The 19,568-nt window shown below is 72.8% G+C and carries 13 protein-coding genes; 6 read left to right on the forward strand and 7 right to left on the reverse strand.

Annotated elements, in window-relative coordinates:
* Positions 1-147 precede the first annotated feature (147 nt).
* Positions 148-5,685, reverse strand: coding sequence for a carboxyl transferase domain-containing protein (locus LG278_RS02130; RefSeq protein ID WP_404390460.1), 5,538 nt, complete (start codon positions 5,683-5,685; stop codon positions 148-150).
* A gap of 198 nt (positions 5,686-5,883) precedes the next feature.
* Between LG278_RS02130 and LG278_RS02135 the strand changes: the two genes are divergently transcribed.
* Positions 5,884-6,501 (forward strand): thymidine kinase, encoded by a 618-nt coding sequence (locus LG278_RS02135; protein ID WP_404390462.1) that lies wholly within the window; start codon positions 5,884-5,886, stop codon positions 6,499-6,501.
* 5 nt (positions 6,502-6,506) lie between these two features.
* Here the strand turns inward: LG278_RS02135 and LG278_RS02140 are convergent, their stop codons facing one another.
* The gene (locus LG278_RS02140) at positions 6,507-7,166 is read right to left on the reverse strand and encodes a uridine kinase (protein WP_404390464.1); all 660 of its coding nucleotides are present in this window, start codon (positions 7,164-7,166) and stop codon (positions 6,507-6,509) included.
* A 74-nt stretch (positions 7,167-7,240) separates the two neighbouring features.
* Here LG278_RS02140 and LG278_RS02145 point away from each other — a divergent pair, with 74 nt between their 5' ends.
* The 3 genes from LG278_RS02145 (at position 7,241) to LG278_RS02155 (ending at position 9,952) form a co-directional block, all read left to right on the forward strand.
* Positions 7,241-7,654, forward strand: a complete 414-nt coding sequence (locus LG278_RS02145; protein ID WP_404390466.1) for a RidA family protein — start codon at positions 7,241-7,243, stop codon at positions 7,652-7,654.
* A 161-nt stretch (positions 7,655-7,815) separates the two neighbouring features.
* Positions 7,816-9,138, forward strand: a complete 1,323-nt coding sequence (locus tag LG278_RS02150; RefSeq protein ID WP_404390468.1) for an LVIVD repeat-containing protein — start codon at positions 7,816-7,818, stop codon at positions 9,136-9,138.
* Between the two features lie 103 nt (positions 9,139-9,241).
* Positions 9,242-9,952, forward strand: a complete 711-nt coding sequence (locus LG278_RS02155; protein ID WP_404390470.1) for an SDR family NAD(P)-dependent oxidoreductase — start codon at positions 9,242-9,244, stop codon at positions 9,950-9,952.
* Here the strand turns inward: LG278_RS02155 and LG278_RS02160 are convergent.
* Positions 9,924-12,188 carry an acyltransferase family protein gene (locus tag LG278_RS02160; protein ID WP_404390472.1) on the reverse strand — a complete coding sequence of 755 codons (2,265 nt, stop codon included), beginning with the start codon at positions 12,186-12,188 and terminating at the stop codon, positions 9,924-9,926. The genes LG278_RS02155 and LG278_RS02160 overlap by 29 nt on opposite strands.
* A gap of 206 nt (positions 12,189-12,394) precedes the next feature.
* Here LG278_RS02160 and LG278_RS02165 point away from each other — a divergent pair, with 206 nt between their 5' ends.
* A complete protein-coding gene (locus LG278_RS02165; protein ID WP_404390474.1) occupies positions 12,395-13,075 on the forward strand; it encodes a B12-binding domain-containing protein in 681 nt (226 codons plus the stop codon).
* Positions 13,076-13,100: 25 nt separating this feature from the next.
* Here the strand turns inward: LG278_RS02165 and LG278_RS02170 are convergent, their stop codons facing one another.
* The 4 genes from LG278_RS02170 to LG278_RS02185 all read right to left on the reverse strand — a co-directional run bounded on the left by LG278_RS02170 (position 13,101) and on the right by LG278_RS02185 (position 18,473).
* Positions 13,101-14,105 (reverse strand): hypothetical protein, encoded by a 1,005-nt coding sequence (locus LG278_RS02170; RefSeq protein WP_404390476.1) that lies wholly within the window; start codon positions 14,103-14,105, stop codon positions 13,101-13,103.
* A gap of 417 nt (positions 14,106-14,522) precedes the next feature.
* Positions 14,523-17,525: an AAA family ATPase gene (locus LG278_RS02175; RefSeq protein ID WP_404390478.1), complete on the reverse strand. Its 3,003-nt coding sequence runs from the start codon at positions 17,523-17,525 to the stop codon at positions 14,523-14,525.
* A 68-nt stretch (positions 17,526-17,593) separates the two neighbouring features.
* Positions 17,594-17,752 (reverse strand): hypothetical protein, encoded by a 159-nt coding sequence (locus LG278_RS02180; RefSeq protein WP_404390480.1) that lies wholly within the window; start codon positions 17,750-17,752, stop codon positions 17,594-17,596.
* Positions 17,753-17,876: 124 nt separating this feature from the next.
* Positions 17,877-18,473, reverse strand: coding sequence for a LysE/ArgO family amino acid transporter (locus tag LG278_RS02185; protein WP_404390482.1), 597 nt, complete (start codon positions 18,471-18,473; stop codon positions 17,877-17,879).
* A 70-nt stretch (positions 18,474-18,543) separates the two neighbouring features.
* Between LG278_RS02185 and LG278_RS02190 the strand changes: the two genes are divergently transcribed.
* Positions 18,544-19,449: a LysR family transcriptional regulator ArgP gene (locus tag LG278_RS02190; RefSeq protein WP_404390484.1), complete on the forward strand. Its 906-nt coding sequence runs from the start codon at positions 18,544-18,546 to the stop codon at positions 19,447-19,449.
* The last annotated feature ends 119 nt before the right edge of the window (positions 19,450-19,568 follow it).

Consider the following 19,568-nt stretch of genomic DNA (forward strand, 5'->3'; position numbering starts at 1 on the left):
CCGCACGCCGCCCTCCCCTCCACGGGGCGGCGCCACACGGGGTCGTGTGCCGCTCTCCCCGCCGAGTAGCACACGGCCCCGTGCCACCCGCCCAGCGCGGGTATGCCGCCCACCCCGGCGGGCGGCATACCCGGGCTGTGTCGTCGGTCAGGGCTGCAGGCCCGCCTCGACCGCGGCGATGATCCGCGGGCGGATCTCGTGGGGCGCGATGACGGCGTCGACCGAGCCGACCGTCACGGCGCGCTGGATGCTGTGCACCGCATCGAACTCGGCGGCGACCTGACCGAGCTTCTCGGAGCGGACGGCACTGCGCACCTCCGCGAGCTCCGTTGCGAGACGGGCTCGCTCGACCCCGGACGCCGAGGCCAGCTGGCTCTCGAGCTCGGCGACGCGCGGGTCGGCGGTAGTGCGGGCGTCGACGTCTCGGGAGAAGACGACGGCCGCCGCGGGGGCACCGCCGAGCACCGACGCGAAGGAGCCCTCGACGGCCAGCACCGTCATGCGCGGGTTGAGCGTCTTGGAGAAGACGACGAACGCGCCGCCGTGGTAGCGCGAGACGACAGTGAAGACGATCGGGCCGTCGAAGTTGACGATGGCCCGGCCGATCTCGGCGCCGTATTCGAGCTGGAGCGCGCGCATCGACTCCGGCGACCCGTCGAAGCCGGAGAGGTTGGCGAGCACGACGAGGGGCCGGTTGCCGCTGGCCGCGTTGATCGCCCGTGCCACCTTCTTGCTCGACCGGGGGAAGAGCGTGCCGGCAGTGTAGGTGTCAGGGCCGTCGGTGGGCGGGAAGCCCCGTCGCGCAACGGACTTCGACTCGATGCCGAGGAGGCAGACCGGGATGCCGCCGACGTGCGCGTCGAAGACGACGGCCGTCTCGGCGTCGGCCATGCCGGCCCACCGCTCGAGGGGCTCGTGGTCGGCGTCGCTGACAGCCCGCATCACCGTGCGGATGTCGAAGGGCTTCTTGCGGTCGGGGTTGGTCGCGCTCGAGAAGATCTCACCGACCGTCGTGAAGTCCGAGCCGGGGGCGGAGTGCGGCGACAGCGTGACGTCTCGGTCAGCCGGGTCGCTCGTGCTCACCCGACGCGGGCCTGACTCGCCGGGGGCCACGTAGGTGTGCTCGTAGTGCGCCATGAGGATGTCGCGGGCGCCGGCGAGGTCCTTGGCCCAGTACTGCGCCTGGCCGTTCGGCCCCATGACCCGGTCGTAGCCACCGATGCCGAAGTTGTCCTCGGCCGAGACGCCGCCGGAGAAGTCGAGCGACTGCTTGCCCGTGAGCACCATGGCGCTGTCGGGAGTCATGACGAGGATGCCCTTGGTGTGCATGAGCATCGTCGCCTCGGCGTTCCAGTAGGGCTGGGCGCCGACGTTGATCCCGGCCACGACGATGTTGATCTCGCCGCCCGCCTGGGTGAACTCGATGATGCGCTTGAGGGCACGGGCCACCCAGTCCATGTTCTCGGTGCCGGAGTCCATCGAGATGCGCGCGCCGGCGGAGAGGGAGTACCACTCCAGCGGCACCTGCATCCGCTCCGCGAGGTCGATCGCCGCGATGACCCGCGCGCACTCGGCCTCGGCGACAGAGCCGAGCGAGCGCAGGGGGTCACCGCTCAGGACGACCCGGGTGACGCCCTGCGGGTGGCGCACGGTCGGTGAGCTGACGACGGCCACGATGATGCCGGCCTTGTTGAGGCCGAAGGGACGGTCGACGGGCACGAGGGCACCGGTGTCGTCGAGGTCGTGCTCGACGACCGTGCCGCCGTCGCCGGCGATCATCGCCTGCAGCTCGTAGGGGTATACGAGGCCGCGCCGGCGAGCCCGCACGACCTTCGAGGCGTAGTCGTCGAGGGGCTTGAGCCGCTCGGTCGGCGGGGCGCCGACGGTGCCGACCACCCCGGAGCCGGGCTGGTAGTAGAAGCGGCCGGCGATCGGCAGCGGAGCCTGGTCGGCGGCGGTCGCCACGTTGGCCTGCACGAGCACCTCCTCGATGCCGGCGCCGGCGGTGAGCGGGGCGATGCGGGTCTGCAGCGCCGTGAGCTGCCCGAGGTCGGCCTCGATCGTGGGCCAGATCTGCACCCACACGTGGTTCATGTCGAGCTTGGACGCGCGGGCGCCGCGGCTGGACCGCACCCGGCGGACCGCCTCGAGGCAGTTGGCGATGGCCCGTTCGACGTGCGGCAGGCCGGTGACGTGCCCCTCGTCGTCGCGCACGACGACGACCTGGCGCACCTGGGCCAGGGCGACGAGGCGCCGGTCCTCGGGGTTGTCGCGGGCGACGCACTCGTAGAGCAGCACGTCCTCGGGCGCCTCGAGCCGGGTCACGTCGAACGCCGTCAGGCGCCAGAGGTTCAGCCGGCGGCCGACCATCGGGTGCACCCCGCGCACGAGGCGGTCCTCGACGAGGCTCCCCTCACTGGGACGGAAGGTGAAGTAGGAGATCGGACGACCCCCGCCGGGGCTCGTCGCGACCGCCACGCGGCGGGTCTCGTGGGTGAAGGGCAGGGCCTGCAGCAGTCCGGCGAGCTGCTCGCTCGCCTCGTCGGGCGACTCGGGCTCCTCGGGCCAGCTGAGATAGAGGTCGACGACGGAGTGGTGCCCCTCGGGCCGGGCCCAGACGTCGGCCGAGACGGCCGTGTCGAGGACGCTGCCGGGCGCGAGCTCCGAGGTCGCGCCTATCGTCGACGTGAGGTGGGTGGGCCGGTCATCGAGGGTGTAGTCGGCCGTGGCGAAGGGCCGGCCGCCCGCGATGAAGGTGTGCAGCCCGTGCAGCTCGTGCTCGCGGTAGTGCCGCCGGATGAGCACCTCGAGCATCGGCTCGTGCTCGGGGAGGCCGCCGTCGGGCTCCCCGTGCAGACGGTCGGCGAGGAAGCGCACGATCTGCTCGGGGATCGAGGCGAGCTCGTCGACCCGCTGGGCGTGGTCGGGTGCGTCGGGCTCGGCGGCCAGGGCGGCCAGGCGGTCGCTCACGCCGTCGAGGACGCTCGCGCGCTCCTGGTCGACGAGCGGCTGGTCGAACCAGCGGAAGCGCACGCCGCGGGCGAGGTCGCCCACGACGGGGAAGCGCAGCTGCGTGGCGACCACGAGACGGTCGAGCGCGTCGCGTGCGGCGGCCGCCTCCTCCTCGCCCGGCGCGGGCTCGCCGAGCCAGCGCTGCAGGATCGAGGTGGCGAGCTTGATCTCGGGGGCCGAGCGCTGCTGGGCGAGGAAGATCCGGAAGACGGCCTCCTCGAGCTGCGGCGTGCGCTCGAAGTCGGTCACGCCGTAGTGCCGCAGGACGCGGGCGAGCTTGTCGCGGAACTCGTCGGGGAGCCCGGCCCGCTCCGCGTCGAGGCTCTGGAGGTAGCTGTGGAAGTGCTCCTTGGGGCTGTGCACGAGCAGCTCGGTGTGCCGCTCCTGGTCGACCGGCCGGTTGCGGCTCAGCTCGGCGAAGTCGGCGACGAGCTCGAGGACGGAGATCTCCTCACCGATCGGCACCTGGTCCTGCGCGGCGAGCTCGTCGCGCGCGGAGAGGTAGGACGAGAGCAGGCGCCGCTCGTCGGCGGGATCGCCGTCGAAGCCGAGCACGGCCGCCGACAGGTCTCCGATGCCGCGGTCGGCCCGCTCACGGGGCGTCGCGGTGTGCGCCCCGGAGTCGGGCAGGTCGAGGTCGACCGTCTCCGAGGCAGCCGTCTCGGCGGCCTCGTCCTCGTCGCCCGTCGGCTCGAGCCGCACGAGGGGGGCGCCGGTCTCGACCTGGCTGCCGACCGCCACGAGCAGCTCGCGCACCCGCGCGGCGAAGGGAGACGGGAGCACCGTCTCCATCTTCATCGACTCGAGGACGAGCACGGGTGCGCCGGCCGCGACCTCCGCCCCGACCTGCGCCGGGGTCGCCACGACGAGGGCCGGGGCGGGCGAGCGCACGACGCCACCCTCGTCGCGCGAGACGCGGTGGGTGATGCCGTCGACCTCGACGAGGTGCACGGGGCCGTGGGTGGCGGTGATGAGGCGGTGGGTGCGGCCCTCCACGGTGATCCGCCCCGCGTGGTCGTCGATGCGGTCGAGGGAGGCGTCGACGACGTGGGCGTCGCCGCCGTTCTGGATCGACACGCGGTAGCGGTCGGACGCCGTGCGCAGCACCATGACCTTGTATGCCGTGCCGCGCAGCTTGAGGTCGATGGCGCGGCCCACGGCGTGCTGCACCTGGGGACGCCCGCCGCGGGCGGACTCGAAGAGGCGAGCGCGCTCGATGGCCTCGGCGTCCTCGTAGGCCTCGATGCCGGCGGCGACGAGGGCGATGCCGGAGTGCCGAGCCGAGACGAGCCGGCCCTCGGAGCGCACACGGTCGATCCAGCCGGTGTCGGCCGAGCCGTCGATGATCTCCGGCTGGTCGAGCAGGTCGAGGATGAAGCTCTTGTTGGTGGAGCCGCCGTCGATGACGACCGTCGTCTCGGAGAGCGCGCGGCGCAGCCGGGCCAGGGCCTCGTCGCGGTCGCGACCGTGGGCGATGATCTTGGCGATCATCGAGTCGAAGTCGGCGGGGATCGTGTCACCCTCTCCCACGCCGGTGTCGACCCGGATGCCGGGGCCGGAGGGGAAGTTCAGCAGCTCGATGCGGCCGGGTGACGGCGCGAAGTCGCGGTCGGGGTCCTCGGCGTTGAGCCGCGCCTCGACGGCGTGGCCGCGCTCGGTGGGCCGGCCGTCGGGGAGGTCGTCGAGGCGGCCACCGTCGGCGACGTGGATCTGGAGCTTGACGAGGTCGGTGTCGGTGACGACCTCGGTGATCGGGTGCTCGACCTGCAGGCGGGTGTTGACCTCGAGGAAGGCGAAGAACTTCTCGCCGGGGTGGTAGAGGAACTCGACGGTGCCGGCACCGGCGTAGCCGACGGCGATGGCGAGGCGCTCGGCGCTCGTGCGCACCTCCTGCTCCTGCTCCGGGCCGAGCACGGGCGAGGCGGACTCCTCGATGACCTTCTGGTTGCGGCGCTGCACGGAGCAGTCGCGCACCCCGACCGCCCAGGCGCTGCCCTGCCCGTCGGCGATGACCTGCACCTCGATGTGCCGCGCCCCGGTGACGAGCTTCTCGAGGAAGACGACGCCGGAGCCGAAGGCGCGCTGCGCCTCGTCTCGAGTGCGCTCGTAGGCATCGGTGAGGTCGGCGTCGGAGTCGACCCGGCGGATGCCGCGCCCGCCCCCGCCGGCGGTCGCCTTGAGCATGAGGGGGTAGCCGATGCGTGCGGCCGCGGCCTTCGCGTCCTCGAGGGTGTCGACGCCGCCGCGGCTCCACGGCGCGACCGGGACGCCGACCTCCTCGGCGATGAGCTTGCTGCCGATCTTGTCACCGAGCTGGCGCATCGCCTCTGGGCTCGGGCCGATGAAGGTGACGCCGATCCGCCCGCAGAGCTCGGCGAAGGCGGGGTCCTCGGCGACGAAGCCCCAGCCGACCCAGGCCGCGTCGGCACCGGACTCGCGCAGGGCGCGCTCGAGCACGGCGTGGTCGAGGTAGGGGCGGGCCGACGCGGGACCGAGGTCGTACGCGTGGTCGCTCTCGCGCACGAACATCGCCCGCCGCTCGCCCTCGGTGTGCAGGGCGATCGTCTCGATGCGCCGCCCGTCGGGGCCGGCGGCAGCGTTGAGGTCTCGTACGGCGTGGATGAGGCGCATGGCGGCCTCACCGCGGTTGACGATCGCGATCCGCGAGATCATCGGCAGGTCTCCTTCGTCGTGCCACCGCCCGTGGGCGAGTGGCGCTCGTCACGCCACACCCGCAGCCTTCCACCCCGAGGCGCTGACCCGCGAGTAGACATGGGGGCGGATTCTGCGGGAGCGCTCCGACGGCGTCCTCGGCAGGTCAGGAAGGGGTCGCCGCGTGGGGCTGTCGGCGCAGGTCGATACGGTCGTGTGGTGACCACGATCGACGAGCTCAGCCACGGCGCCCGCACCTCGACCGGGGTGTCAGGGGTGTCGCTCGACGTCGTCCTCGGGCCGATGAAGTCGGGCAAGAGCCTCGCGCTCATCTCGATGCTGTCGCCCCTGCAGTTCACCCGCGTGCGTCACCGGGTCTACCAGTCGGAGCGTCACGTGCGTGACTCCGGCGTCACCTCCCGCAGCGGAGGGGTGCTCGCGACGACCAAGGTCGCCTCCCTGCACGCCGCCCTCGAGGAGCAGCTCGACGTCGTGGCGGTCGACGAGGTGCACATGTTCGACCTCGACGACATCGCCGTCGTGGGCCGGCTCCTGCGGCGCGGCACCCGCGTCGTCGTGGCCGGCATCGACCTCGACCACCGCGGCGAGCTCTTCGCCCCGGTGCGGGCCCTGCTCGAGCTCGGCCCCGACACCGTGAGCTACCGCCGCGCCGTGTGCGACCAGTGCCGCGACTTCAGCGCCACCCACACCCAGGTGCTGCGCTCGGGTGAGCCGTTCCTCGACAACCTCGGGGGCTCCGAGGCGCTCCCCGACGACGGCACCTTCACCTACGAGGCCCGCTGCCGCTCCTGCTTCGTCGGGCCCGCCCGAGCCTGAGACGCTCAGCGGGGCAGGTCGCTCGACCGCGGCCCCGGCGCCAGCGTCGTGCGGTCCGCCGCCCACTCGGCCGCGCTTGCGTTGACGAGGAGGACGGCGCGGTCCCACGGTCGGTCGTGGGCGAGAAAGGGTTCCTCGGCCGACATCCACTCGTCCCAGAAGCGCTCGGCCTCCTCGCGGGTGCGACCCAGCTCGACGTCTCGGCGCAGGCCTCGCTCGCGGGCCTCGTCACGGTCTGACTGCACCCAGACCACCGCGTCCGCGTGGGCCGCGAGCGACGCGCGACCCGCACCGACTCCTTCGAGGACGATCACGCCGACGTCGGCCGGCACCGTCACCGAGCCGTCGCGGCCACGCGCGACCCAGCCGGGCGGACGGTAGTCGACCTCCTTCCCACGGCGCCACGGCTCGATGACGTGGTCCACCGCGAGACCGTCCCAGGCCACGGGGTCGTGGTGCCAGGCGAGGTCGTCGCTGTGCACGACCACGCCCGAGAGGAGCGCAGCCGCGCGCTCGGCGAAGGTGGACTTGCCGCCGCCCGACCTGCCGTCGACGAGCAGCACCCCGCGCCCCGGTGTGAGCAGTCGCGTGAGGAGCGCCCTGAGCTCGTGGTCGTCGACACGGCGCCACGGGCCAGCCTCGGTCTCCTCAGGGTGCAGTCGCATGTCGCGAGTATGCCGCCGGGCGGGTCGGGCCGGTCCGGCTTGCTCCGGCCTGGCGGCGCACTACCGTCCTGACCATGAGCCGACCCACCAGCGCCGTCCGTCTCATCCGGTCCGCAGCGCTCACCGACACCGCGCCCTATGCCTACGCAGCGACCGTGGACGCCGCCGCCCAGCTCGTCTTCGCGGCCGGAGCCTGCCCCCTCGACGAGGCCGGCGAGACCGTCGCCCCGGGTGACGTCACGGCGCAGGCGCGGCAGTGCGTCGCCAACCTCGTGACCGCGCTCGCGGCAGCCGGTGCGACCCTCGAGGACGTCGCCTACACCCGCGTCCTCGTGGCGACGACCGCTCGCGAGGACCTCGTGGCGGCGTGGACCGTCGTGCACGAGGGCTTCGGGGCGCACGAGGTGCCCAGCACCCTGCACGGCGTCACCGTGCTCGGCTACCCCGATCAGCTCGTCGAGATCGAGGCCGTGGCCGCCTTGGCCTAGTCTCCTCACCTCGAGGGTCGAGGCGATGTCGCCGGTCGACATCTCAGCGCGCCGGTATGTCCGATTCTTGCCAGCATGACGAGGCCGGAGCCGACTGGCGCCGGGGCATCGTCGATCGCTCCCGACTCGGGGGAGAGCGGTCCTTCACAGGAGGCTCACCCATGCGTCAACTCCGTGCACTCGTCGCGGTCGCCGCCGCGTCCGTCGCCATGGCCACGGCTCTGCCCGCCGCAGCCCACGAACCCTGGGACGACGGTAGCATCCCGCCCCCGCCGCCCGCGAGCGCGGCGGACGGCTACAGCAAGGACATGCACCTGCTCAGCACGTCCGCCCACACGGGCGGGGTCAACTCCGACCTGGCCTTCAAGGGCTCCCTCGTGTTCGCCGGCCACTACGGCGGCTTCCGCGTCATCGACCTCGCCGAGCCCGGATCGCCGGTCGAGCTCGCCGACGTGCACTGCAACGGACCCCAGGGCGACGTCACGATCCACGGCGACCTCCTCTTCCTCTCGGTGGACACGCCGCAGAGCACCGAGGCCTGCGAGGGGTCGCGCAACGTCACGGCATCCACCCCCGGCGCCTTCGAAGGCATCCGGGTCTTCGACATCAGCGACCCTGCCGACCCGACGTTCGTCAAGGCCGTGCGCACCGACTGCGGTTCGCACACGAACACGCTTGTGCCGGGTGAAGGCGACACGGCCTACGTCTACGTCGCCTCCTACCCGCTGTCGGCCAGCAACATCGGGCCGGACTGCCAAGCTCCCTTCGAGCGCATCTCCGTGATCCAGGTGGACGGTGACGATGCCGCGGCCGGGGCAGGAGCCCGAGTGGTGGCCGAGCCCACGATCAAGGGTGTCGACTACTTCGGGGCCGCCTACGGCGTCACGCCGTTCTACGCCTGCCACGACATCACGGTGTTGTCCCCGAAGAAGATCGCGGCTGCCGCCTGCCTCTCGCAGGGACAGCTGTGGGACATCTCCAACCCGCTCCAGCCCGTCGTCACCGCCGACATCGACACCACCGGCGTCGACATCTGGCACTCGGCCGCCTTCACTCCGGACGGGAAGTACGTCACCTTCGGCGACGAGTACTTCGGGCCCGCCAAGGAGCCCTTCGGTGCGCTGTGGACCTACGCGGTCGCCGATCCGTCGACGGCGATCAGCCACTACCGGATCCCTCGATCCGAGCCGAACACGTACCACAACTTCAACTACGTGCCGTTGGCCGATCGCTACGTCCTCGTCTCCTCGGCCTACGGCTCGGGCACCTCGGTCGTCGATCTGACCGATCCGGCCGCGCCGAAGGAGATCGCCTTCTACGACATGCGGTCCAACCAGTGGTCGACCTACTTCTACAACGGCTTGATCGTCGCCAACGACATCTCGCGTGGGGTCGACACGCTCCGCCTCAGCAACAAGGCGGTGGCAGGTGCCAAGAAGCTGCCGATGCTCAACCCGCAGACGCAGGAGTACCTGATCGGCTGAGCGGGTCCGGGGAGCCTCCTGCCGCTCTGCGCTGAGTCGTGTCGTGGCTCAGCGCAGAGCGGCTGCCCTGTCGCCCTGGCGCGCCGCGGGTGAGGATGGTGGCGTGACCGACCTCGGCTCTGCCCACGTCCTCGTCCTCGGCGCCACGGGCGGCCTCGGTGGCCCGATCGCGCGGGAGCTCGCCGCCGTCGGAGCGAAGGTCACCCTCTCGGGCCGGGACCCGGGCCGCCTCGAGGCGCTCGCGGCAGAGCTCGGCACCTCCGTCGTCACGACGGTGACAGCCGACCTGACGCGCCCCGACGGCCCCGCCTCGGTCGTGCGCGCCGCCGCAGACGCCGCGCCCCTGACCGGCGTCGTCAACGCGGCAGGCGTCGTCGCCTTCGGGTCGGTCGAGCAGCTCGACGACGACACCCTCGATGAGGTGCTCCTGCTCGACCTCGTCGCACCGATCCGCCTCGCGCGTGCGGTGCTCGAGGTGCTCCCGGAGGGCGGGTTCCTCGTGCAGGTCAGCGCGGTCGTGGCCGAGAAGCCGATGCCCGGCATGGCGGCCTACAGCGCAGCCAAGGCGGGGCTCACGGCCTTCGACGCGGCCCTCGCGACAGAGCTGCGGCGGCGCCGCATCCGCGTGCTCGACGTGCGGCCGCCCCACACCGAGACCGGGCTCGCGACCCGGCCCGTGGCCGGCGAGGCGCCCAAGCTGCCCCAAGGGCTGGCACCGGACGCCGTGGCCGACCGACTCGTGCGGGCCCTCACGGACGACGAGCGGGACCTGCCGTCGTCGGCCTTCACGGGAGCACGCCCGACGCCTTCATGAGGTAGGTGAAGTCGGGCGCCAGCTGCCGCGCGTACTGCACCGAGGTGTGCAGGTAGTCGCCCTTGAGCACCGTGTCGGTGGTGCGCGTGTAGATCGGGCAGCGGCCGTCGACGCAGTACCAGTGCGTCGTGTCGATGAAGGTCGCGCCCACGACCTTCTTCTCCGCATCGCGGGTGCGAGCCCACCAGCTCGGTATGCCGGTGACGCACCGTCGCGGGGATCCGCCCGGTCGGTAGCAGTCGAGGAACGCCACCCCGGGCATCGACGGCGCGACGATGACGACCGAGCCGACGCTCGCCCGCACCGCGTCGACGAACGCCTGGTCGGCGGCGAGCCACTCCCGGGCGGATGCCGCGCCCTTGGCACCCGACTTCAGACGGACCGCCCACGAGTAGCTCTCGGTCATGATCAGCACCTCGGGCTTCACCCGCCGCACGTAGTCGAGCACCATCTGCCGGTGGTTGACGCACGGCACCGCCCACTCGTCCTTGCCGTAGTCGGCGTCGACGCCGTTGACCGCGCAGGCGATCTTGGTCATGCCGCGCACCTTGAACTCCGAGCCGTAGGCCTTCTCGACGGTGGCGAGCAGCGGGAAGCCGATCGAGTCGCCGAAGACGATGATCTCGGGGCCCTTGCGGTTGCCGAAGGTGCACGAGTCGGGGTCGTCGGCATCGGTGGCGGTGCAGGCACTCATCGCCTTGCGCTGGTCGGCGGTGGTCTGCCACTCGTCGGGTGACGGGTTGAGCCCCGCCGGCCACGAGGTCGAGGCGAGCGCACGACGCAGGCCGTCCTGCACCCGGGTGCCGGTGGCGCCCAAAGGGGTCGGCGTCCATCCGGGCGGAGCGGCGGTGGTCGTCACCGAGGGTCCAGGCGTGCTCGTCGTGACCGAGGGCGCAGGTGTGGTCGGTGACGCAGCGGGCCTGGTCTCGGCCGGGCTGGTCGGGGCCGGCTCGGGCGTCACCCCGTCACCATCCGCAGGCGGCACCGCACCCTCGACCCCCGGCGCTGATGCGGTGACCGTGGACCCGGCGAAGAGGTCGGGCCGGGCCGACGCCGCGGCACCGACCCCGACGACGAGCATCACGAGCGCCAGACCCGAGGCGAGCATGGCCCGGGGTTGCACCCGTGGGGCATCGAGCGCCGGCCTCTCGATCAGGTGGTGCGAGATGACGGCCAGCAGCAGCGTGCCGGCGAGCACGACGGCGACGGTGGCCCATCCGGTCAGCGACAGGAAGACAGGCGCCAGCACGACGAGCGGGAAGTGCCAGAGGTAGAGGCCGAAGGAGATGTCACCGAGGTAACCGCTCACCCGGTTGGTGAGCAGGACCGAACCACCGACCGAGCCGCCCACCGGACCGTCGACCGGGCCGCCCACTGGCGCTCCGATGCCGGAGACCAGCACGAGAGCGGTGCCGACCGTCGCCGCGAGGGCGGCGGGATAGGGCACACCGGTCTCGGGCGACAACAGCACGAAGCTGGCAACGAGGATGGCGAGACCCGCCCAGGCGAGTGCCGCACGCGCAGCGGGAGCCAGCCGGACGGCATACCGGCTCTGGGTGGTGCCTGCGGGGATGGTGGCGAGGGCGGCGCCGAGCGCGAGCTCCCAGCCTCGGGTGAAGGTGGAGTAGTAGGCCGTCGTGGGATCGGCGGCGCCCTGCGCGATCGCCCAGACGAGCGACGGGATGCCGACCGCGGCGGCGAGCAGGGCCAGCGCGGGGCGGTGCCGGTGGGACGCCCCGGCGAGGGCGAGCGCGAGCACGACGAGGACGGGCCAGACGAGGTAGAACTGCTCCTCGACGCCGAGCGACCAGTAGTGCAGCAGCGGCGACGGCTCGGCGCCGAGGTCGAAGTAGTCGTCCGCCTCGGCGGCATAGTGCCAGTTGGCGGCGAAGAAGGTCGCGTAGATCGCGTCGGTGCGCACGGCAGCCGCCTTGGCACCCGCCCAGGCGTACGGGGCGACGGCCACCACCGCGGCGATGACGACGAGGGCCAGCGGCAGGATGCGGCGCGCCCGCCTGGCCCAGAACGCGCGCAGCGACGTGCGGCCGGTGCGGTCACGCTCGCGCAGCAGCACGCCCGTGATGACGAAGCCCGACACGACGAAGAAGGCGTCGACGCCGAGGTAGCCAGCACGCGGCCAACCGGCCACGTGGAAGCCGATGACGGCAAGCACGGCCACGGCTCGCAGGCCCTGGATGTCGGCGCGCCGTGCTGACGCTCCGGGCCTGACGCTCATGCCGCACAGCATGACCCGCGCGCGACGTGGATGGGGCCTTATGCCCGTGCTCGCGCTTGCGCCGAACGGTCTCGCGCCCACCCGGCAACGGTTGGGTCACGGTCGGCGTGCAGGAGCTGCGCCCTCGATGAGCGATGATTGAGTGGGAAACGTCCAGACGTCGAGAATCCGGCGGTCCGCGGCGCGCACCACATGATCGGAGCACCATGACCGAGCGCGACACCTCACCGCCGGAGTGGGTCGACCAGCTGGAAGCCACCCTCGAGTCGTTCGACGAGGCCGGCGGCCACCGCATTCTCGGCAAGGTCTTCGAGCAGCTCGACGTCGAGGACGGGCTGGCCCAGGTGGTGCTGCCCTACCTCCACCAGGTCGGCCAGCGCTGGGAGCAGGGCAAGATCGGCGTCGCCCAGGAGCACTTCGCGAGCAACGTGCTGCGGGTGCGCCTGTCGATGATGCTGCACGCCGAGCGCGGGGGCGACGGGCCGGTCGCGGTGCTCGCCTGCATGCCGGGTGAGCAGCACGAGTTCGGTCTGATGGGCCTGGCCCTCGTGCTCGCGCGCCTCGACTGGCAGATCTGCTACCTCGGCGCCAACACGCCAACGGCCGAGATCGCCTACACCGCGCGCACCCTCCGGCCCCGGGCCGTCGTGCTCTCGGCCCACCGCCGCACGGCCTTCGCCGCTCACGGTCCGGCCCTTCGCCGGCTCGGTCGGGTCACGGAGGTGCACATCGCCGGGCCCGGGGCCAACGACGAGCTCGCCTCCCTCTGCGAGGCGCAGCTCGTCATCGGCAACCCCGTTGACGGCGCGCGCTCCCTGCACGCGTCCTCCCTGCGGGACGCGCGACGCGAGGAGAGCCTGTCAGGCGACCGCGTGGACGTGGGCTGACAGGCTCTCCCGGGGTGGCCGTGCCTCAGGCTGCCGGCAGGCGGGTGATCCAGAAGGACGCCGTGCCGGGCGAGGGCACGCCGAAGCGGGCGTTGACGGCCCACAGCCAACCGCCCGCGAGCGTCGCCGTCGACGGGATGTCGAGCGTCTCGTCGGTGCGCCGGCCGACCCACTTGGCGGCCCAACCCGTCGCCGTCGGCGACAGCCGCAGCACCGAGACCTCGTACTGACCGCTGCCGCGCACGTTGTAGAGCACGGAGCCGTCGGTCTCGAGGCCGTCACCGCCGGTGATCCCGGGGCCGCCGCTGACGGGGACCGACTGCGTGACTCCCGTCGCGGGGTCGACCTGCCAGAGGCCGCCGACCCGGCTGTTGTTGAGCACGATGTCACCATCGGGCAGCAGGCGGATCCCGTTGGCGTTGTTGGCGTTTCCGGTGGGGTTGCCGGGCCAGGCGCCGCTCAGGGGTACGAAGGTCGGTCCGCTCGCCGTCATGGTCGCGTGGTCGTGCGTGATGACCGTGAGGCGGTCGACGCGCGAGTCGGTGACCCACACGGCGTCGTGCGTGACGACGAGGTCGTTGAGGAACACCGCGCCGGGCACGACGATGTCGTGCATCACGGCACCCGTCGTGGCATCGATGCACCAGACGTGACCCTCGGCGACGCCGCTCGCGGTGACGCCACCGACGGCCCAGACCATGCCGCAGTGGTCGTCGTAGAAGAGGCCGCGCAGGGCCCGCCCGGTGGCCCCGGGTAGGAGGGTCGCGACGGAGCCGGTCAGCAGGTCACCCGTGACGATGCGGCCGTCGGCGAGCGACCCCACGTAGTAGGTCGTGCCCGGACCGGACGTGATGCCCTCGGGCCGGATGCCGTCGGGGAGGGCGACCGTCTCGGGCGCGGGAGAACGCCGGGCGGCGGAGGACGGGGGTGCCGTCAGGGCGACGACGGTGGAGGCGGCTGCGGTGGCCAGCAGCGCCCGGCGGGAGAGGCGGGGTGAGGAGGGGGCGGGGGACGGCGTGTGAGTGTCCATGATCCATCTTGTGCAGATTTTGACGAGAAATCGAGGGCAGGCCGTCTCAACCGCGGACGGGAGCTGCCCGTCCCGACGTCGACGCCGTCTCGAATGGGACCTGACGTCCTGAACGTCGAGTGCCCACTTCCCGACGTCCTGAACGTCGAGTGCCCACTTCCCGACGTGATAACCCGGTCGAGTGTGCAGTTGCCACGCTGGCCGAGCCCAAGCCCGGGCGTCGGGAAGTGGGCACTCGACGTGATGTGCCGTCCGCGTGGCGCCGATGGGGTGTGCGCCTGGCACCTGTCGGGCCGCGGAGGTGTCGAACGCGCGACCTGACGCGCGGCTGGCACCCGTGGGGCGAAGGAGGTGTCGAACGCGCGACCTGCTGTGCGTCTGGCACCCGTGCGAGTCGGGAGGTGCCAGACGCGCGGGTCAGGGCACGAGCCCACGCCGGCGAGCGATGGCGGCAGCCTCGGTGCGCCCGGCTGCTCCGAGCTTGGCGAGCAGGTGGGAGACGTGCACGCTCACCGTCTTGGTGCTGATGAAGAGCTGGCGCCCGATCTGGCCGTTGCTGAGGCCCTGCGCCACCAGCGCCAGCACCTCGACTTCCCGCGGGGTCAGCGCTGCCTCGGTGTCGCTCGACCCGGCCGCCTCCGGGTGCACCGCGTCGAGCTCGGCGAGGAGCGGCGTCGAGCCGAGCCTGATCGCGACCTCGCGAGCCGCAGCGACCGTCTCGCGCACGGCCGCCTCGTCGCCGGATGCGTGCTGCGCAGCCGCGAGGCGGGCCCGCGAGCGCGCGGCCTCGAAGACGTGCCCGTAGCGGTCGAAGGCCGCCACGCTGGTGCGCCAGGCCTCGACGAGGTCGGCAGCAGTCGGGGCAGGCTCGCTGCCGGCCACCCAGTCGAGCCGAACGAGCTCGGCCTCGAGCCGGGTCAACCAGGCCCACGCCTCACGCCCGGTCTCCTCGAGCTCGGCGCGAGCCGACCGCTCGAAGACCGGCCGGTGCTGCAGCTCGATGTCGTGGTCGGTCTGGGCGAAGGCCACCGCGCGAGCACCCAGCCGTCGCGCGACCTCGAGGGCCCGACGTCGCAGCGGAGGGTCGAGCCGCGCCCAGGCGCTCGCGACCTGACCGGTGACGAGAGCGGCGATGCGCACGATCGCGTAGTAGTCGCCCCAGGCCCGGTCGAGGCTGCGCTCGGCGGCCTCGGCGAGGTCGAGGAACCCTTCGACGTCACCGGCCTGCCCGAGCAGGTCGACACCCGGCATGACGGTCAGCACGACGCACAGGCCGTCGACCGGCCACCACTCGCGCAGCTCGGCCAGCAGCGCGGGGTCGACGGGCTCGCCCCGGCCGGCGCTGACCGAGAGCAGGGCTCCGGTGAAGATCGCACGACCCGGCTGCGGCGCCGAGGCCCCGCCGAGGTCGAGGCGTCGCGTCGCGCCGTCCCAGTCGCCCAGCTCGTACGCGGTCAGGCCACCGAGGAGTCGGCACTCCTGGCCCCACGGCGCCCACTCGCGGTGCATCCTCCGGGCCGCTCGAGCCCCGGCGTCGTACTGCGCCAGCGCCCCGGGCAGGTCACCTCGCCGGTGCGCGATCGCGGCGAGCTGGTGGAGCACCCGCAGGCGCAGCGGGTCGTCGTCCGCCAGCTCGGCGGCGAGCGCGCGCAGGTGCTGCTCGACTGCGTCGAGGTCGGCCTGCGCCTCGAGCACGCGGGCCAGGATCGTGCGCACCTCGGCCTGGGCGCGCTGGAGGCCGAGCCGCTCGGCCAGCATCGACACCTCGGTGCCGACGACGGCGGCGTCCTGGTAGCGGCCGATGTCGACGAGGGCCTGCAACCGTGCGACGAGCACCCGCACCCGGCGCTCGTCGGCCACCTCGCCGATGAGCGCCACCGCCTCGTCGGTGAGGGCGAGGGCGTCGATCGGCAGGTCGAGGATGCGGGCCCGGATGACGAGCGTGGCGAGCAGGTCGGCGCGCACCTCGGCGGCCTGCGTCGTGCCCGGGTGGTCGAGGCGGTCACGGAGCAGGTCGATGGCCCGCACCGGTTCACCCGCCACCATCGCCGCGGCCGAGGCCCGCAGGGTCAGGGCATCACGGTCGGAGTCGTCCTCGCCGAGCCAGTCGAGGGCCCGCTCGAAATGCTGCAGCGCGTCCTGCGGGCCGCCGACGGCCATCGCGGCCTCGCCGGCGGCACGGCTGGCGGCGACCGCCGTCGGCAGGTCGCCGACCGCAGCGGCGTGGCGGGCGAGCTCGGAGGCAGGGCCGAGGTCGGGGCGCTCGGCCAGCACGGCGGCATACGCCCGGTGGAGGCGCAGCCGCTCGCCCGGCAGGAGCGTGTCGGCGACCGCCTCCCCGAGGAGGGCGTGGCGGAAGGTGTAGGCCGGTGGCCACGACGCCTCGAGGACGTGGCGCTCCACCGCCTCGGCGACGGCGGTCTCGAGCACTTCGTCGGGCAGGCCGGAGACGCGCGAGAGGAGGTCGTGCCCGAGGTGCTGGCCGCCCTTGAGGGCGATGACCCGGAGCACCCGCTGGGTCGTCTCGTCGAGCTGGTCGACGCGGGCGCGCAGCACGCGGCTGAGCCCACCGGTGAGGGACTGGCCGGCCGCGGCGCTCGCGACGAGCTCCTCGGCGAAGAAGGGGTTGCCCTCGGCGCGACGCGTGATCTCCTCGAGCGTGACGATGTCGTCGGGTGCGCCCTCGAGGCCGGCCACGAGCTCGTGCACGGCGGCGGTCGGCAGCGGCGCGAGGTCGACGTGCTGGAGGCCGGCGATGCGCGCCCACACGGCGAGGGTGTCGTGGAGCGGGTGCCGGCGGTGCAGGTCGTCGGAGCGATAGCTGACGACGAGGCCGACCGCTGTGCCGAAGCCGCGCGTCAGCAGCAGCGTGAGCAGGTCGCGGGAGGAGTGGTCGGCCCAGTGCACGTCCTCGACGACGACGAGGGTGGGCTGCGCGCCTCCGCATGCGGTGAGCAGGGCGTGGACCGCCTCGGCCACCTGGCCCGGGTCGGTGGGGCCCCCCGGACCGGCACCGCGACCCGGCGCGGCGGGCGGCGCGGCAGGCGGCGCGGGAGTGTCCGCCAGCCCTTCGGAGCGGCGGCCGGGCAGCAGGTGGCGCAGGCTCGGATGGGACTCCATCACCCGGTCGACGACCTCGGGATGGGCGGCGTCGAGGACGCCGACGAGCTCGACGAAGGGGAGGTAGGCGAGCGAGCTGCCGGCCTGGCCGACGCAGTGCCCCACGGCCGTCGACCAGCCCGCTGCAGCAGCGTCGGCGAGCAGCTGGCCGAGCAGCCGTGACTTGCCGATGCCGGCATCGCCGGACAGCACGACGACGCCACCGGGCTCGGCACCCTCTGCGGGGTGGAGCCCGACGGCGTCGGTGAGGTGGGCGAGATCGGCGTCGCGGCCGATCAGCGAGCCGGTGCGCAGCGGCATACGCGAAATCATCGCGTAACCCGGCGACAGCGGCACCGGCATTGCCGACGGGACCGCTGCTGCGACGCTCACCGTCGGTGACCGGGGTCCAGCTCCTCGCGGCTGCTGCGCGCCAGCGTGCGTCGCATGATCTCGAGCGACGAGTCGCGGCGGATCCGGCGGCGGGCCGGGTAGCGGGTGGCGATCTCGGTCTTGACGACGCGGTAGTCGGTCCAGGTGGTGATCATGGTGGTTCCTCTGCTCGTGCCTTCTGCTGACCACTCCAGAGTCGGCGGCTGAGGTAGGGGGCCACATCGGGAGAACGACGTATTCCTGCCGTGTCCTCCCCATGAGGTAGCCGGCTGAGGCACCTCAGCCGAGCAGGAGGACCGCGGCGATCGCGAACATGACGAGCCCGATGACGACGTCGAGCACGCGCCAGGTGACCGGTCGCGCGAAGACCGGCGCGAGCACGCGCGCGCCGTAGCCGAGCCCGGTGAACCACGCGACGCTCGCGAGGGCCGCCCCGGCCGTGAACCACCAGCGGCCGGTCGGCCCGTGCTGGTTGGCGAGCGACCCGACGAGCAGCACGGTGTCGAGGTAGACGTGCGGGTTGAGCCACGTGAGGGCGAGCACCGTCGCCAGCACGCTGCCCCGGTTGGCCACCGCGGCGCCGGGTGTCAGGGTGCTCGGTCGGCGTGCGCGCCACAGGCAGGAGATGCCGAAGCCGATGAGGTATGCCGCCCCGACCCACCGCACCCACGTGAGCACCGCGGGGTTCGCCGTCACGAGCCGGCCCACGCCGAGCACGCCGGCGACGACGAGCAGCGCGTCGGAGACGGCGCACACCGCGACGACGAGTCCGACGTGCTGTCGCGCCAGTCCGGTGCGTAGCACGTAGGCGTTCTGCGCCCCGATGGCCACGATGAGGGAGGCCATCGTGAGGAAGCCGGGCAGGAAGGAGGTCACGCCACGACGGTAGGCGTCGGCGTGTGCTTCAGGGAAGCGAAGGTTGCTGATGGTTGATTAGCATTACTTCATGCGCCTGCAGCCCGACCAGCTCGCCGCTTTGCTCGCCATCATCGACACGGGCACCTTCGAGGCCGCAGCCCGGCGCCTGCACATCACGCCGTCTGCCGTCAGCCAGCGGGTCAAGGCCCTCGAGGCGGAGGTCGGTCACGTCGTCGTCGTGCGCACCTCACCGTGCCGGGCGACGGCGACCGGGGAGTCGCTCGTGCGACTGGCGCGCCAGCAGGCGCTCCTTGCGACCGAGACGATGGCCGAGCTCGCACCGCGCGGAGGGCCCCGGGGAGGGTCGCGCATCGACCTGCCCATCGCCGTCAACGCCGACTCGATGTCGACGTGGTTCGGTGGCGTGATCGCCGCGTGCGCGGGGTGGGACGACATCGTGCTGCGACTGCACGTCGAGGACCAGGACCACTCGGCGCAGCTGCTCCGCTCGGGGGAGGTGCTGGGGGCCGTGACGTCGGATCCCTCTCCCGTGCAAGGCTGTTCGACCGAGCCACTCGTCACGATGCGCTACCTGCCAGCCGCGACACCGACGCTCGTGGAGCGGCACCGGGCGGGCCGGGGAGTGGACTGGGCGGCCATGCCGGTCGTGCGCTTCAACGACAAGGACGACCTCCAGCAGCGCATCCTCGACCGCCACGGCGTCACGACGCCACCGCCGACCCACGAGGTGCCCGACGGTGCGGGGTTCGTCACCGCGGTGGCTGCGGGCCTGGGCTGGGGAGCGCTGCTCACCACCCAGCTGGCGCCCCTCGTCGCCAGCGGCGACCTCGTGCGCCTCGGGACGCGTGACCGCGTCGACGTGCCGCTCTACTGGCAGCGCTGGCGGCTGCCGTCAGCGGCCCTCGATCGGTTGAGCGAGCTCGTGCGCCGCGAGTCGGCGCTGGCCGGCCTGCGTCCACGACGCGGGGGGTGAGCCGCACGGCTACCGCGGCCGACCTGGGTCTTTGCCGATCCTCCCCGCGGGACACCGGTGTGGCGCTAGGTTGACCCTGCATACACGTCCCCACCGCGAGCGCTGAACTCGCTCGTGTG

This window comes from Humibacillus xanthopallidus (assembly GCF_044793955.1).
Classification (GTDB): domain Bacteria; phylum Actinomycetota; class Actinomycetes; order Actinomycetales; family Dermatophilaceae; genus Humibacillus; species Humibacillus xanthopallidus_C.

Excerpts from the sequence above, each read along its gene's own strand:
- LG278_RS02165 (WP_404390474.1), top strand. The coding sequence starts at position 12,395 with ATGACCGAGCGCGACACCTCACCGCCGGAGTGGGTCGACCAGCTGGAA.
- LG278_RS02140 (WP_404390464.1), bottom strand. The coding sequence starts at position 7,166 with ATGCGACTGCACCCTGAGGAGACCGAGGCTGGCCCGTGGCGCCGTGTC.
- LG278_RS02160 (WP_404390472.1), bottom strand. The coding sequence starts at position 12,188 with ATGAGCGTCAGGCCCGGAGCGTCAGCACGGCGCGCCGACATCCAGGGC.
- LG278_RS02150 (WP_404390468.1), top strand. The coding sequence starts at position 7,816 with ATGCGTCAACTCCGTGCACTCGTCGCGGTCGCCGCCGCGTCCGTCGCC.
- LG278_RS02130 (WP_404390460.1), bottom strand. The coding sequence starts at position 5,685 with ATGATCTCGCGGATCGCGATCGTCAACCGCGGTGAGGCCGCCATGCGC.
- LG278_RS02180 (WP_404390480.1), bottom strand. The coding sequence starts at position 17,752 with ATGATCACCACCTGGACCGACTACCGCGTCGTCAAGACCGAGATCGCC.
- LG278_RS02190 (WP_404390484.1), top strand. The coding sequence starts at position 18,544 with ATGCGCCTGCAGCCCGACCAGCTCGCCGCTTTGCTCGCCATCATCGAC.
- LG278_RS02175 (WP_404390478.1), bottom strand. The coding sequence starts at position 17,525 with ATGCCGCTGCGCACCGGCTCGCTGATCGGCCGCGACGCCGATCTCGCC.
- LG278_RS02145 (WP_404390466.1), top strand. The coding sequence starts at position 7,241 with ATGAGCCGACCCACCAGCGCCGTCCGTCTCATCCGGTCCGCAGCGCTC.
- LG278_RS02170 (WP_404390476.1), bottom strand. The coding sequence starts at position 14,105 with ATGGACACTCACACGCCGTCCCCCGCCCCCTCCTCACCCCGCCTCTCC.